General features: G+C 68.4%; 12 protein-coding genes. 6 read left to right on the forward strand and 6 right to left on the reverse strand.

The window, feature by feature from the left end:
* Positions 1 to 99: 99 nt before the first annotated feature.
* Positions 100 to 1,350 carry an aspartate kinase gene (locus tag V7702_RS14005; RefSeq protein WP_335650714.1) on the reverse strand — a complete coding sequence of 417 codons (1,251 nt, stop codon included), beginning with the start codon at positions 1,348 to 1,350 and terminating at the stop codon, positions 100 to 102.
* Positions 1,351 to 1,507: 157 nt separating this feature from the next.
* On the opposite strand from V7702_RS14005, the gene ubiG reads away from it, so the two are divergent.
* From ubiG to V7702_RS14025, 4 genes are all read left to right on the forward strand, one after another.
* Entirely contained in the window at positions 1,508 to 2,266 is a 759-nt protein-coding gene (gene ubiG / locus V7702_RS14010; RefSeq protein WP_335650715.1) for a bifunctional 2-polyprenyl-6-hydroxyphenol methylase/3-demethylubiquinol 3-O-methyltransferase UbiG, read from the forward strand.
* Positions 2,267 to 2,359: 93 nt separating this feature from the next.
* Positions 2,360 to 3,340, forward strand: coding sequence for an alpha/beta fold hydrolase (locus tag V7702_RS14015; protein ID WP_335650716.1), 981 nt, complete (start codon positions 2,360 to 2,362; stop codon positions 3,338 to 3,340).
* A 48-nt stretch (positions 3,341 to 3,388) separates the two neighbouring features.
* On the forward strand, positions 3,389 to 3,802 hold the full coding sequence (locus V7702_RS14020) for a hypothetical protein (protein ID WP_335650717.1): 414 nt from the start codon (positions 3,389 to 3,391) through the stop codon (positions 3,800 to 3,802).
* 198 nt (positions 3,803 to 4,000) lie between these two features.
* Complete coding sequence (locus V7702_RS14025) at positions 4,001 to 5,086, forward strand: Zn-dependent alcohol dehydrogenase (protein WP_335650718.1); 1,086 nt, start codon at positions 4,001 to 4,003, stop codon at positions 5,084 to 5,086.
* 228 nt (positions 5,087 to 5,314) lie between these two features.
* Here the strand turns inward: V7702_RS14025 and V7702_RS14030 are convergent, their stop codons facing one another.
* The 5 genes from V7702_RS14030 to ctrA form a co-directional block, all read right to left on the reverse strand.
* Complete coding sequence (locus V7702_RS14030; protein WP_335650719.1) at positions 5,315 to 6,547, reverse strand: TetR/AcrR family transcriptional regulator; 1,233 nt, start codon at positions 6,545 to 6,547, stop codon at positions 5,315 to 5,317.
* 89 nt (positions 6,548 to 6,636) lie between these two features.
* A complete protein-coding gene (locus V7702_RS14035) occupies positions 6,637 to 8,007 on the reverse strand; it encodes a M23 family metallopeptidase (RefSeq protein WP_335650720.1) in 1,371 nt (456 codons plus the stop codon).
* A 189-nt stretch (positions 8,008 to 8,196) separates the two neighbouring features.
* Positions 8,197 to 8,550, reverse strand: coding sequence for an arsenate reductase (glutaredoxin) (gene arsC / locus V7702_RS14040; RefSeq protein ID WP_335650721.1), 354 nt, complete (start codon positions 8,548 to 8,550; stop codon positions 8,197 to 8,199).
* Positions 8,551 to 8,593: 43 nt separating this feature from the next.
* Positions 8,594 to 10,990: a M20/M25/M40 family metallo-hydrolase gene (locus V7702_RS14045; RefSeq protein WP_335650723.1), complete on the reverse strand. Its 2,397-nt coding sequence runs from the start codon at positions 10,988 to 10,990 to the stop codon at positions 8,594 to 8,596.
* A gap of 148 nt (positions 10,991 to 11,138) precedes the next feature.
* On the reverse strand, positions 11,139 to 11,834 hold the full coding sequence (gene ctrA / locus V7702_RS14050; RefSeq protein WP_304711465.1) for a response regulator transcription factor CtrA: 696 nt from the start codon (positions 11,832 to 11,834) through the stop codon (positions 11,139 to 11,141).
* Between the two features lie 326 nt (positions 11,835 to 12,160).
* On the opposite strand from ctrA, the gene V7702_RS14055 reads away from it, so the two are divergent.
* Positions 12,161 to 13,303: an SDR family oxidoreductase gene (locus V7702_RS14055; RefSeq protein WP_335650724.1), complete on the forward strand. Its 1,143-nt coding sequence runs from the start codon at positions 12,161 to 12,163 to the stop codon at positions 13,301 to 13,303.
* A 102-nt stretch (positions 13,304 to 13,405) separates the two neighbouring features.
* Positions 13,406 to 14,549 (forward strand): FliI/YscN family ATPase (locus V7702_RS14060; RefSeq protein WP_335650725.1); only part of this gene is annotated, 1,144 nt, incomplete at its 3' end.

Consider the following 14,549-nt stretch of genomic DNA (forward strand, 5'->3'; position numbering starts at 1 on the left):
GTCTTCGCCGTGGCGACGCCTGTGGCGGCCCTGGCCATCGTCACCGCCTGGCGGCTGACGCCGAGGGCCGAAGCCGCCGGAGCCTAGGCCTCAACCTGCCTAGAGCTTGTCGAGGCCGTAGGCGGCGTGCAGGGCGCGGACGGCCAGTTCGGTATAGGCCGCGTCGATCAGCACGCTGATCTTGATCTCGCTGGTGGAGATCACCTGGATGTTGACGCCCTTTTCCGCCAGGGCGCCGAACATGGTCTTGGCGACGCCGGCGTGGCTGCGCATGCCGACCCCGATCACCGAGACCTTGGCCACGTCCTCGTTCACCGCCACGTCGTCGAAGCCGATGGCGCCTTGGGCCTCGCGCATGATCTCGATGGTGCGGGCGGCGTCGCGCTTGCCGACGGTGAACTCCATGTTCGCCGTGTCCTGGGTGCGGGCGTGGCTCTGGACGATCATGTCCACATTGACGTTGGCATCGGCCAGCCGCCCGAAGATCTCCGAGGAGACGCCGGGATGGTCGGGCAGGCCGAAGACGCTGATCTTGGCTTCGTCGCGGCTATAGGCGACGCCGCTCACGATGCGCTTTTCCACGATCTCCTCCTCGTCGCAGACGATGGTGCCCTGACCGGGGGCCTCTCCGGGTTCTACGAAACTCGATAGCACACGCACCGGCATGTGCTGGGCCATGGCCAGCTCCACCGAGCGCGTCTGCAGCACCTTGGCGCCGAGGGAGGCCATCTCCAGCATTTCCTCGAAGGAAATCTTGGAGAGCTTGCGGGCCTTGGTCTCGATGCGCGGATCGGTCGTATAGACCCCGTCCACGTCGGTATAGATGTCGCACCGTTCGGCCTTCAGGGCCGCGGCGATGGCCACGGCGCTGGTGTCGGAGCCGCCGCGGCCCAGGGTGGCGATGCGGCCGTCGCGCGTCACGCCCTGGAAGCCGGCGATCACCGCGACTTCGCCGGCGTCCAGCGCGGCGGCGAGCTTTTCGGGCGGGATGTCCTCGATGCGCGCGCGGCCATGAGCGTCGTCGGCGATGATCGGGATCTGCCAGCCGAGCCAGGAGCGCGCCGACAGGCCCATATTGCGCAGCGTCATGGCCAGCAGGCCGGCGGTCACCTGTTCGCCCGAGGCGACCACGGTGTCGTATTCGTCGTCCGAAGGGGCCAGGCCCTGGGCGGCGGCCCCGGCGCCATCGGTCCAGGCCACAAGCTCATTAGTCTTGCCGGCCATGGCCGAGACGACCACGGCCACGCGATGGCCGGCCGCGACCTCTGCGGCCACGAGCCGTCCGACGCGCCGGATGCGCTCCAGGTCGGCCACCGAAGTGCCGCCGAATTTCATCACCAGACGGGCCACGCCGGATCGCCCCCCGCTAAAGAAGGCCGCTCTTCTACCGATGGCCAAGGCGCGCTGCAACGTAACATTCACAGGTCACGGCCGAGGCTGCGCCGATCCCGCAGGCCGGCGTGGCGGGACGCCTTACGCAAACCTCGCCGCACGCTATATGTGACTCATGTCCGCCGCTCCCGATCTCCGCTCCAGCATCGATCCCGACGAGGTCGAGCGCTTCTCCCGCATCGCCGCCGAATGGTGGGACCCGCATGGCAAGTTCGCGCCGCTGCACCGGTTCAATCCCACCCGCCTGACCTTCATCCGCGACAAGGCCCTGGCGCGCTTCGGCCGCGATCCGACAGCCCGGCGTCCGTTCGAGGGCCTGCGCCTGCTGGACATCGGCTGTGGGGGCGGGCTGCTCTCGGAGCCCATGACCCGACTGGGGTTCGAGGTCACCGGCGTCGACGCCTCGGAGCGCAACATCGGCACGGCGAGCACCCACGCGGCCGAGCAGGAGCTTATCATCGACTATCGCTGCGCCACAGCCGAGCAACTGCTGGCGGAGGGGACCCCGCCGTTCGACGTGATCCTCAATATGGAGGTGATCGAGCATGTGGCCGATCCGGGCGCCTATCTCCGCAGCTGCGCCCAGCTGCTGGCGCCGGGGGGGATCATGATCGTCGCCACCCTGAACCGCACATTGAAGGCCCTGGCCCTGGCCAAGGTGGGCGCTGAATATATCCTGCGCTGGCTGCCGGCCGGCACGCACGACTGGCGCAAGTTCCTGAAGCCCGACGAACTGCGCAGCTTCCTGGCCAGCGAACCGGTGGACGTGGATGGCCCCTTTGGCGTGGTCTTCAATCCCCTGACCGGCCAGTGGTCCAGCTCCCGCGACAGCGAAGTGAACTACATGATGACCGTGACACGGGCGGCGTCCTGACGCCGCTCCCATGACAATTCCCCATGTCGGCGAACCGACTCAAAGCTGGAGCGTTTTCACAACCGACATGGACTGGACTGAAGGAAGATAAGCGTGGCGCGCAAGCGACCGAAGGGCGTGGTGGGCGTGGGCCTCGCCTGCCTGACCTCAACCGTTCTCGGGCGCACCGAGCACGTTCCCACCACCGAGGATTATCCCGAACACGTGGTGCGGCGGACAAGCTTCACCGCCGGCGGCGACCTGGGCTGGCGGATTTCCGCCCTCGAGACGCCGCGGGACACGCCCGCGCCGTGGAAGATCGTGGTCGTGACGGGATCACCGTCATGGGCGGAGTATTGGGCGCCGGTGCTGGCCGCCCTGCCGCAGGACCGCGAGATGATCGTCGTCGACCGGCCAGGCTTTGGCGCGTCAGAACCCGCCGACCATGTGCCGGACCTGGAGGTCCAGGCCCTGGCGCTGTCGCCGCTGCTGAAGGTGGCGCCGGGTCAGAAGATTCTCCTGGTCGGCCAGTCTTACGGGGCGGCCATCGCCACCCTGATGGCGCGGCGGGGCTCGCGCCGGCTGAAGAGCCTCGTGTTGCTGTCGGGCTATTATGGCGAACCCGGCCCCACGGCCCGCTGGCTGCTGGACGCCGGCGCCAAGGCCATGGCCCTGATCCCGCGGGACCTGCGTCATGCGGTGCTTGAGGTGAGCGGCCAGCCCGAGCGCCTGGCGCCGGTGCGCGACGCCCTGCGCCGCCTCAACCTGCCGATCCACGTGATCCACGGCGACAAGGACGACTTCGCCCCCCTGGACGCGGCCGAACGGCTGGTGGCCGAGACCCGCTCGCGGCGACCCATGCGTCTGGCCACCGTCGCGGGCGCCGACCACTTCATCAATGACGGCCCTCCCGAGGCGCTCCTGGCGACCCTGGAGGAATGCCTGCCGCGGCGGCGTCCGCTTCTGCCGGAAGGCCTCCGCCTGCCCGAGGTCACCCTTCCGGACCTGGGGCGTCTGTGGGCCTCGATCATTCCGGCGCGGGCCACCAACTTGGGGGGCGAGCCGGTGAGGGTTAACGCGGGCGGAACCGGATAGGCTGGCTGCGGTTGATCCCGGGTCGGGGACTCATCTGGAGACTGACCCATGAAAACCTTGCTTATCCCGGCCGCCCTTATCGGCCTTGCCGCCGGACCGGCGCTCGCCCAGGGCGTCGCCCGCCCCGGCCCGCCCGTGAACGGCGAAATCACCTCCACCGGCGGCATCATGACTGCGCCGGCCCCCGCCGGCGACATTGAGGCCACCGCGGCGGCCAATGCCGGCATGATGGCGGCGGCCACCGTCGAGGGGCTCAGCATCGGCGCCGAAGTTCGTGATCCCCAAGGCGCCGTCGTCGGTACGGTGCAGGAAATCGATCCTGGCTCCGACAGCATGGCCGCGATGATCCAGCTGGGCTGGGACGGCAAGTCCGTCGAGGTGCCGGCCAGCTCGATCAATGTCAGCGCGGAGGGGGCTGTCACCACCCTCGGCCGGGATGAGATCTGGGTCGACGTTCGCTGATCGGCCGCTCGTCCGTGGGCGACCCCCTGGCGCGCGGCGCCAGGGTGTTGTTCCGACCCATGGGCCGGCGCCCGTTACGGGGAAAGGGACTTGGCCCCTGCGAGATGAACGGCGATAAGTCTTCCTGAAGGGAGGCTGGATGTTGCGGCCTCCTCATAACCGGCCCGATCAGCGGGCCCTCCAATGGGGAAGCACGACATGAAGGCCGCCGTTCTGCGCGAAGTGGGCAAGCCGCTTCAGATCGAAGACGTCCAGATCAACAAGCCCGGCCCGCACGAGGTGCTGATCCGCACCATGGCGGCCGGCGTCTGCCATTCCGACCTGCACTTCATCGAAGGCTCCTATCCTCACCCGCTGCCGGCCGTGCTGGGCCACGAGAGCGCCGGCATCGTCGAGCAGGTGGGTTCCGAGGTCCGCACGGTGAAGCCGGGCGACCACGTCATCACCTGCCTCTCGGCCTATTGCGGCCACTGCGAACACTGCCTCACCGGCCATATGAGCCTGTGCGTGTCTCCCGACACCAAGCGCGACAAGGATGACGAACCGCGCCTGCTGCAGAACGGCAAGGGCCTGCCGCAATTCCTCAACCTGTCGTCCTTCGCCGAACAGATGCTCATCCACGAGCATGCCTGCGTCGCCATCCGCAAGGACATGCCCTTCGACCGCGCCGCGCTCATTGGTTGCTCGGTGACCACCGGCGTCGGCGCGGTGATCCACACCTCCAACGTGCGTCCGGGCGAGACGGTGGCCATCATCGGCTGCGGCGGCGTGGGCCTGTCGGCCATCAATGGCGCGGCCATCGCCGGCGCCGGCCGGATCATCGCCATCGACATGGTTCCGGGTAAGGAAAACCTGGCCAAGGCCTTTGGCGCCACTGACTTCATCTGCGCCGCCGACGGCGATGCGGTGAAGACGGTGATCGAGATGACCAAGGGCGGCGTGCACCACGCCTTTGAAGCCATCGGCCTGGCCAAGACCGCCGAGCAGGCCTTCAACATGCTGCGCCGGGGCGGCACGGCCAACATCATCGGCATGATCCCCGTGGGTCAGACCATCAGCCTGATGGGCGCGGCCTTCCTCAGCGAGAAGCGCATCCAGGGCTCGATGATGGGCTCCAACCGCTTCCCGGTCGACATGCCTCGCCTGGTGGACTTCTACATGTCCGGTAAGCTGAAGCTCGATGATCTCGTTTCGCGCCGCCTGCGGCTTGACCAAGTCAACGAGGCCTTTGACGAGATGAAGCGCGGCGAAATCGCTCGCTCCGTCATCGTCTTCGACGCCTAGGCGCACCCCTCAGGGGCAGGCGGGCGCCCCGAGGCGTCCGCCATTCCCCAATTTGGTGTGTGGCCTTGCTGGAAAGCTCGGCTATGACACTCTGCAAACTTAGGTTCGGTCAACGATGTTCCCAGGGGGGAGATCGGCCGCGGCGAACGTTCGCCAGCGACGATTCTGGGGGCGTCAAAAAAGGGGCGGCGCAAGGCCGCCCCTTTTCTTATGCGCGTGGGACCAGGCCTATTCCGCGGTGAAGAAGCCCAGCAGGGCCGGACGCACATAGGCGGCCATCACCGTATCGACGGTGGCCTCCTCGCCCCAGTGCTCCAGCAACAGCACCGAATTGAACATGGCCATCACCAGATGGGCGCTGAGCAGCGGATCGACCGGGCGGATCGATCCGTCGGCGATCCCGTCGCTGATGATGCCGGCGAACGCGTTGGCGATCTGCTGAAACCGGCCAGAGATCGAGCGGCGCAGCTCGCCCGGCATGGCCGACAGGGCGAAATGCCGCAGCATGCGGCCTCGTTCGCCGCTGGTCTGATGGGCGGTCAGCGACGCCGAGATCAGCCACAGGCGCAGCCAGCCCGTGGCCTCGGCGCTGCCCCGCGTCCGGGCCTCGTCGATCAGGTCGAAGGTGCGCTCGAAACAGGCCTTGGCCAGTTCATCCTTGTCGGTGTTGTGGTGGTAGAACGAGCCTTTGGTGACGTTCAGATAGGCCGAAATCTTGTCCACCGAGGCCCCGCGATAGCCTTCGCGGTTGATGATCTCGGTGGCCGCCACCAGGAAGCGCTCGCGGGTCACCTCGTCGTTCTGGGCCGGCGGCGCGCCCAGCTCCAGCAGGGGGCGATCAGGGCGATCCTGGCCCGGCGCGGCCAGGCCGTTGATCATCACATCGGCCACCCGCTCGGCGATGCGGCCAAAGTCGCCGATATCGTAGCCGGCGATCCAGGTGTCGGACCAGCAGAGCTGATCGAGGATCAGGTGGCCCAGCATGTAGCGACGCGGTCCGGTCAGCCAGGGCGCGTCCGTGGGGCGGAGCAAGCGGGCGAGCCGCTGGCGCAGGGCGCGATAGGCCTCCACCAGTTCGTCGTCATCGGGTGCGGCGATATAGCTGATCTCGCCGAACGGCAGCAAGCGCGGCGCCTCGCCCAGGATGATGCCCCGACGGGTTTCGAAATAGGCGCCGACAAAGGCGCGCAGCCGGTTCTGCGGCGTCGCCTCCTGCTCGGCGATCTCCAGCATGGCGTTGAAGCGCGACAGGGTCAGCCGCATGCACTCGGCGGCCAGTTCTTCCTTGCGCTTGAAATAGTAGGTCAGGCTGACCGGGTGCAGGTCCATCCGCTTGGCCACGGCGGCCAGGGTGAAGCCGCTGACGCCCTGGTCGATGAACACCTTGCACGCCGCCGCAAGAATGGCGTCGCGCCGGGCCGCATAGCGGGCGCGGGTGGTGGGGCGGGTCGCGACAGTCATGGCGCCTCCCAATGCGACGGACCAACGTCACCCAACCTTAGGGGCGCACGCCAGAGTCGCAAAGCCTGACGCTGCGGCGCCCGCCGGGCTCAGCGGCGCAGGTTGGCCTGGGCGACGGTGTCGGTCTTGGCCGCCGCCAGCTTGATCTCGTCGCCGGCCGGACCCGCCTTGGCCAGCATGGTGTCGATGCGGGCCATCTTGGCCTTGAAGGCGTTCAGCTCGGCGCCCGCCAGGATCGTCCCCTGGGGCACCTTGGCGCCGATCGGGTTGACCCGCTGGCCGTTGCGCCAGACTTCGTAGTGCAGGTGCGGTCCGGTGGACATGCCGGTGGTGCCCACATAGGCGATCACCTGGCCCTGCTTGACCCGAACCCCGGCGCGGATGCCCTTGGCGTAGCGTGAGGTATGGGCGTAGCCGGTCTCCCAGCCATTGGCGTGGCGCAGGCGAACCCAATTGCCATAGCCGCCCCAGCGGCGAGCCTCGACCACCACACCATCGCCGGCCGCCAGGATCGGGGTGCCGGTTCCGGCCCCGAAGTCCACGCCCTGGTGGCTGCGGCGGAAGCCCAGCACGGGATGGCGGCGGGGGCCGAAGTTGGAGGTGATGCGCGCGCCGTCCACCGGGGTGCGCAGCAGGAAGCCGCGGATGTTCTTGCCGGTCTCGTCGAAATAGTCGACGTCGCCATTGTTGCGCTCGAAGCGATAGAACTTCACGCCCTTGACCTCGGCGTATTCCAGCTCGCCGGTTTCGACCACGCGGCCGGACTCGGTGACCTTGCGCTCGAAGACCAGCTTGAACTCGTCGCCGGCCTTGATGTCGCGCTGGAAGTCCAGCTTGTGGGCGAACAGCTTGACCACCTTGGAGGTGACCGAGGAGGTGGCCCCCAGCTTGGCGGCGCTTTCATAGAGGGAGCCGTGGATCTCCCCCTGAGCGACCGTGGTCTCGCTGCGGATAGCTTCTTCCATCTCGCGCAGGCGCAGGGCGCCGTCGAAGGTGCGCGACAGGGTGATCGCCGTGGCCGGGCCGGTGCGCAGGGAGAGGCCCACCAGACGGGCCTCGCCCGCGCCCAGCTCGCCGCTCGGGCGCGCGATGGAGGCGTCGAAGGTCATGCCGGCCTTGATGTGCACCGTGTCCATGGCCTCGCCGAGGGTGCGAACCGCGCGGCGGGCTTCTTCGCTGGAGACGCCGGTACGGGCGACCGCCGCTTCGAGAGTGTCGCCGGGCAGGACCTTGACCGCGACATTCTCAGGACGGGCGAAGCCGGGCAGGGCCTCGGCCTGGGCGAAGGCCTCGTGCTGCAGCATGACGATGGCGGCGGCGTCGAGTTTTTGCGGCATGGGCGCTGTGGCCTCGGCGGCCGTCAGCTTCCAGCCCAGCGCCAGAGCGCAAATCCCCCCGATCCCGACCATCAGGCGGGGCGTATAGCGCAGGGTTGGCCGTCTCGGATCGAACTCTTGCATCGTGCCCCCGGATTCCAACGACGCCGTAGTCTGGGCCAACAGCGACCTGACACGACGAGATACAGCGAGTGGTAGGCTACGCCAGGGTCGTGTCATGCGGTTAACCGTTGGTAACTTTAGGAACATTGGTCGATTTGTCGCGCCTTGGCGCGCCAGGGGAGAGTGGGATCGCCTCAGCGCTGAATCTTTTCACAGCAGCGCCAGCACCTGCTCGGCCGGGCGACACAGGGCTGCGCCCTTGGCGGTGGCCACGATGGGACGGTTCACCAGAACGGGATCGAGGATCATGGCGGCGATGATCGCCTCGTCCGAGACGGCGGGGTCGGTGAGGCCGAGCTCGGCCGCCCGGGTCCCGCGTTCACGGAGCAGGCCGCGGACGCCGCCGGAACGATCCGCCAGGTCCTGCAGTTGTTCCCTCGTCCAGCCGGTCTTGAGATATTCGACGACCGTCGGTTCCACACCCTTTTCGCGCAGCAGCGCCAGGGTGTTGCGCGAGGTTCCGCAGGCGGGGTTGTGATAGATCACCACGTCGGGTCGGCTCATGGCCCTTCGATAGCCGAGCCCGCTCGCCGAACCAAGCTTCGCCTCACCAGGAAAACGCCTTTTCCCCTTTGACGATCAGGGAATCCGAGGTGTCGAAGGCCATGATGTCATCGGGACGCGGGGGAAGGGGCGCTGCGCCGATCGGCCAGCCCTCGGTGATGGCGCCGTAGCGCACCTCCAGTCGACCGTCCTCGGCTACCGGCGCGAAGCTCACCTGCAGCGGCTGTGCGTCGCCCGTCCAGCGCAGGCGTGTCCAGGCGCCGGGCGTTGCGAAGATCGGGGCGGCCTTCCCGTTCAACCGGACATCGGCGACTTCGCCGGTGACGCGAATATCCAGGGCGAGGATTCGTGCCGCAGGGGGCGCTGTAGCTGTGAAGACCTGTCGGCCGCCCCCAGCGTCGAGCTCGAGGGCCGGCTCCGGCAAGTCGAGCATCGGCGCCGGTGTCGCCCAGACAGGGCGCGGCAGGACGGGGGGCGCCTCAAGACGCGGGATGTCGCCGTCGGGCGAGCCCAAGGCCTGGCGGCTCCAGTCCGTAAGCTGGGGAGCGGCTTCGACGCGATAGGCTTCGCCGGCCGTCTGGTCGGCGAGATAGTAGGCCAGGGTGGCGCGGGGATGGCGCTCCGACCACGGAGGATCGACCCGCATCAGGGCCAGCAGGGCCAGGCCCGCGCCCAGCACCAGAAGGGCGGTGACCCGCCCCGCGCCGCCGATCTTGGGATGGGCGAAGGGCCAGAGGAAGAAGGCGGCGAGCCAGGCGATCAGGGCCAGGAGCTCCACCATGTCGAGGCTCACGAAGACAGCGTGCGCCAGGCCGCCCAGCCATCCCAGGCCCGCGCCGCACAGGACGATCAAGACCAGGCGAAGGCTGAGGGGACGTCGGTCCCCCAATCGGCTGAGCGCCGCCCCGCCGCTGGCCAGCAACACCGGCCAGGCGATCAGGAAGGCGGTGGTGGGGGCCAGGACCTGCAAGGCGATGGCGCCAGCCAGGCCGCTCGCCAGAAGACCGATCCAGGCGCCGCTGCGCTCGGCCGGGCGGCCGAAGGCGGCCAAGGCGATCACGGCGGCGATCAGGCCCATGGCCAGTCCGGCGAGGTCCCAGCCGCCGAAGATCTGGCAACCCAGGGCAGCGGCCAGCGGCGCCAGGGCGGTGGTCAGGCGCATGCCGCCCTTGGCCAGGGCGGCTGCGCCCAGCAGGGCGACGCCCAGAGCCAGCAGGATCAGAACGGTCTCGTAGCGGGCGGCCTGGGCCAGCAGCAGATGCTGCTCCAAAAATCCGAAGCCGGCCCCGCTGGCCCGCCGGGCGAACCGCAGCGCCACGGCGCCGGCGACGAGGACATAGAGCCCGGCCAGGATCCCCTGGCCGGCGTCGAGCCAGCGCACCGGCGCGCCGCCTTTCCGCGCCTGGAATCCGGCCAGGACGAGCAGCAGGGCGGCGGCGGCGATCACCGCCCAGCCGACCGCGGCGGGATAGGCGAGCATGTGGCCGGCGAAGGTCGCGGCATAGACGCGGTTGGGACCAGGCCCTGGCAGGGTGTCGGAATAGGCTACCGCTACGGCCGCAGCCAGGCCCTGGTCGCCCAGGTCCTGAACGGAGCGCGCGGACAGGTTCTCCAGCGTCGACGTGGGGCTGTGATAGTCGAACTGGCGGCCGACAAAGGCGTAGTTCAGGCCCGGAATCCCCTGGCTGCGGGGAACCGAAAAGTCCGTGTCGTTGGGCATTTGCTCATAGGCGAACACCGCCAGGGCGTTGGACGGCGAGCCGGGCGAGGTGCGCACGAATAGATCGATGGTCGGGCCGTTGTCGGGCCCGGTTTCGAACATGTTGGCCCGTCCGGCCGAGCCGCGGGCCTCCATGTTGATGACAAAGCCGATGCCCCTGGCCAGGGGATCGTCCTGGAAGAAGGCCTGGGCGCCCAGCAGCCCGGCCTCTTCGCCGTCGGTCATGATCAGGACCACGTCCCGCTCAGGTTGACCGCGCGCCCGGAAGGCCCGGACGATCTCCAGCGCCGCAGCGACGCCCGCGGCGTCGTCGGCCGCGCCGGGGGAGCGCGGTACGCTGTCATAATGGGCCATCAGACCCAGGGCTGGAGCCTCCGGATCGCGTCCCCGCAGGACGCCGATCACATTCTCGACGCGGCCGCCGGCCACATAGGCCTGGCCTGAATAGGTGCGGGTGATGAAGGGGCGGGCCACGACCACCCGCGGGGAGAGATCCATCGCCGCCATCCGGGCGACGAGGTGATCGCGGACGGCGAAGTTGGCCGGCGTCCCCAGGGGGTGGGGCGCTCGGGCCATGACCGAGACGTCGTCGAAGGCCCGGGCCGCCGAGAAGGCTTCGGCTGCGGCGTCAGCGGGACGCGGCGCTGGACCCCGCTCGCCGAGCCAGCCCAGGGCCAGGGCGATGGCCAGGCAGGCCGCCAGTGCGATGGTGCGTTCCATCCTCGCCTCCCGTTAGGTCCAGGCGGAGCCTAGACTGTTTCGAAGGACTGGCTACGGCCGCTCGCCCCGGCCGCGAACGCAAAAACGCCCGCCAGAGGAGTGGCGGGCGTTCTTCAGGTCTGCGTCGTCAGGACCGCCTGGCGTGGCCTCAGGCCGCGACGGCGGATTCCTGCGGGTCGCGCAGCACATAGCCGCGGCCCCAGACGGTTTCGATGTGGTGCTTGCCCTCGGCGGCGGCGGCCAGCTTCTTGCGCAGCTTGCAGATGAAGACGTCGATGATCTTCAGCTCGGGCTCGTCCATTCCGCCATAGAGGTGGTTCAGGAACATTTCCTTGGTGAGCGTCGTGCCCTTCCGCAGGGAGAGCAGCTCCAGCATCTGGTATTCCTTGCCGGTCAGATGAACGCGCGAGCCGTTCACCTCCACCGTCTTGGCGTCCAGATTGACCAGGATGTCACCGGTGCGGATGACCGACTGGGCGTGGCCCTTGGAGCGACGGACCACCGCGTGGATGCGGGCGATCAATTCGTCCTTGTGGAAAGGCTTGGTCATGTAATCGTCGCCGCCAGCGCCGAACGTCTTGACCTTGGTGTCGATCTCGGCCGTGCCCGACAGGATCATGATCGGGGTGTTGATCTTGCCGACCCGCAGGGTGCGCAGCACGTCCATGCCGCTCATATCGGGCAGGTTCAGGTCGAGCAGGATGAGGTCATAGTCGTAGATCTTGCCCAGATCGACGCCTTCCTCACCCAGGTCGGTCGTATAGACGTTGAAGCCTTCTGACTTCAGCATGAGTTCGATGCTCTGCGCCGTAGCGCTGTCATCCTCAATCAACAGAACGCGCATGAGTCCCTCCTCGAACGACAGCGCAGCTTGATGGTCGGCACATTCACAGCCGCCTCAAGCCCTCCCGGTAATCTTGCGGGCGAGTTAATTTAAGACCGGTTAATAGTGAAAGGCCTCTGAGCAATTCGTTAATCCGATTTCAGAATCAGCGGAAGGCCGGCGACGTGGCGGCGAGTCGCAGTCCAGTTGAATCTTTCGTGATTGGACGGGGTCGTCGAACGCTGAATCGCCGTTTCGGCCGCGCTGGGGGAACGGGACCAGAGCCGAGCCGTTGGAATGATCGAACCCGCCCTTAGCCCGCCCCGTCGAACACGCAAGGATTTGTCATGCCCGTAAAGCTGAAGCCCCTCTCCGAGCAGGTCGTGGTGATCACGGGGGCCTCGTCGGGCATTGGCCTGGCGACGGCGCGCAAGGCGGCCGAGGCGGGCGCCGCGGTGGTCCTGGCCTCTCGAAACGAAGACGCCCTCAAGGCCATCGCCGAAGATATCAACGCCTCGGGCGGCCGGGCTCACGCCGTGGCCGGCGATGTCGGCGATCCGGCGGATGTGGAGACCATCGCGCGGGCGGCCATCGCGCGGTTCGGCGGTTTCGACACCTGGATCAACGACGCCGGGGTCGGCCTCTATGGCGACCTCGACAAGGTGCCGATGGAGGACCACGAGCGCCTGTTCCGCACCAATTATTTCGGCGTGGTCAATGGGTCTCTGGAGGCGGTCAAGCATATGAAAGGCCGCCGCACCGGTGGAGCGATCATCAATATCGGCTCGGCGCTTTCGGATGTCGCGGTGCCCCTGATGGGCGCCTATTCGGCGTCGAAACACGCCGTGAAGGGTTTCACCGACGCCCTGCGCATGGAGCTCTCCCGCGAGAAGGCGCCGATCAGCGTCACCCTGATCAAGCCGAGCAGCATCTCGACGCCCTTCGCCGATCACGCCCGCAACTATATGGACAAGGCGCCGCGCGTGCCGCCGCCGGTCTATGCGCCGGAGGTGGTGGCCGACGCGATCCTCCATGCCGCGATCCATCCCGTGCGTCACCTGACGATCGGCTCGGGCGGTCGGCAGATGGTCCTGCTGGGCGGCGGCGCGCCGGCCCTGGCCGACAAGCTGTTCGCCTTCGCCGTTCCCAAGCTCTCCAAGCGCAAGGGCGAGAAGCCGGTGCGCGACAACCTCTATGAGGCCGGTGTCGATGGGCGCTCGCGCACCGACGCCTATGGCGGCCGCCGCTTCAGCGTCTATACCCGCGCCCAGCAGCATCCCGGCCTGGTGCTTGGGGTGGGGGCGCTGGCCCTGTTCGCCACGGCGGCCTATCTGGGCCGCGGGCCGATCGCCCGCAACGCCCGCCCCCTGGCCGCCAGGGTGGCGCGTCCTGTGGTCGCACGGGCGGCCATGCGCCGTCCCGTGACCGCCGCGAAACTCGCTGTGCGCCATCCTCGTAAGGCTTTGCGCCTGGCCGGCGCCCTGCGCTGAGGCGTCTGGACGGCGGGCGTTAAGCCTCGGCGTTCACCAATCTTCACGGGAGATTAAGCCCGACCGGCGACCCTGAAGACCAGTGATTTCCGGGGGCCAACCTTGCGTAGTCTCGTCGCCGCCGTCGAGCGTATCGATCCTCTGACCGTCTCGGGCCGCGTGGCCGCCGTGAACGGGCTTCTCATCGAGGCTCGGGGCGGGGTGACGCGTCTGGCGGTGGGGGCCCGGGCCGAAATCGAGCGCCGGGGCGATACGCCCCTGCCGGCCGAGGTGGTCGGCTTCCGCGACGCCCGCGCCCTGCTGATGCCGTTCGGCGCCGTCGAAGGCGTCGCGCCCGGGGCCGAAATCCGTATCGAGCCCGGCGGCTCGACGGTTCGACCGACCAAGGCCTGGCTGGGCCGCATCGTTGACGCCTTTGGTCAGCCAATCGACGGCAAGGGGCCGCTGCCCCAGGGCCTGGCGGCCTATCCGCTCCGCGCCCCGCCGCCGCCGGCCCACGCCCGCGACCGGGTGGGCGAGCGGCTGGATCTGGGCGTGCGGTCCATGAACGTCTTCACCACCTGCTGCCGCGGCCAGCGCCTGGGGGTCTTCGCCGGCTCCGGCGTCGGCAAGTCGGTGCTGCTCTCCATGCTGGCCCGAAACGCCGATTGCGACGCCGTCGTCGTCGGCCTGATCGGCGAGCGGGGCCGGGAGGTGCGCGAATTCATCGAGGAGACCCTGGGCGAGGAGGGATTGAAGCGCGCCATCGTCGTGGTCGCCACCTCCGACGAGCCGGCTCTGAAGCGCCGCCAGGCGGCCTATATGACGCTGGCCATCGCCGAATATCTCCGCGACCAGGACATGGAAGTTCTCTGCCTGATGGACTCCGTGACCCGCTTCGCCATGGCCCAGCGCGAGATCGGCCTGGCCGCCGGCGAGCCTCCGACCACCAAGGGCTACACCCCCACCGTGTTCACCGAACTGCCCAAGCTGCTGGAGCGGGCCGGCCCCGGACCGATCCGCCCCGACGGCACCCGGGCCGGCCCGATCACCGGGCTCTTCACCGTGCTGGTGGACGGGGACGATCATAACGAGCCCATCGCCGACGCCGTTCGCGGGATCCTGGACGGCCACATCGTCATGGAGCGGGCCATCGCCGAGCGCGGCCGCTTCCCGGCGATCAATGTGCTGAAGTCCATCAGCCGGACCATGCCCGGCTGTCACCAGCCGCACGAACGCCAGATCGTCACCACCGCGCGCCAGACCC

This window comes from Phenylobacterium sp. (assembly GCF_036963605.1).
Classification (GTDB): domain Bacteria; phylum Pseudomonadota; class Alphaproteobacteria; order Caulobacterales; family Caulobacteraceae; genus Phenylobacterium.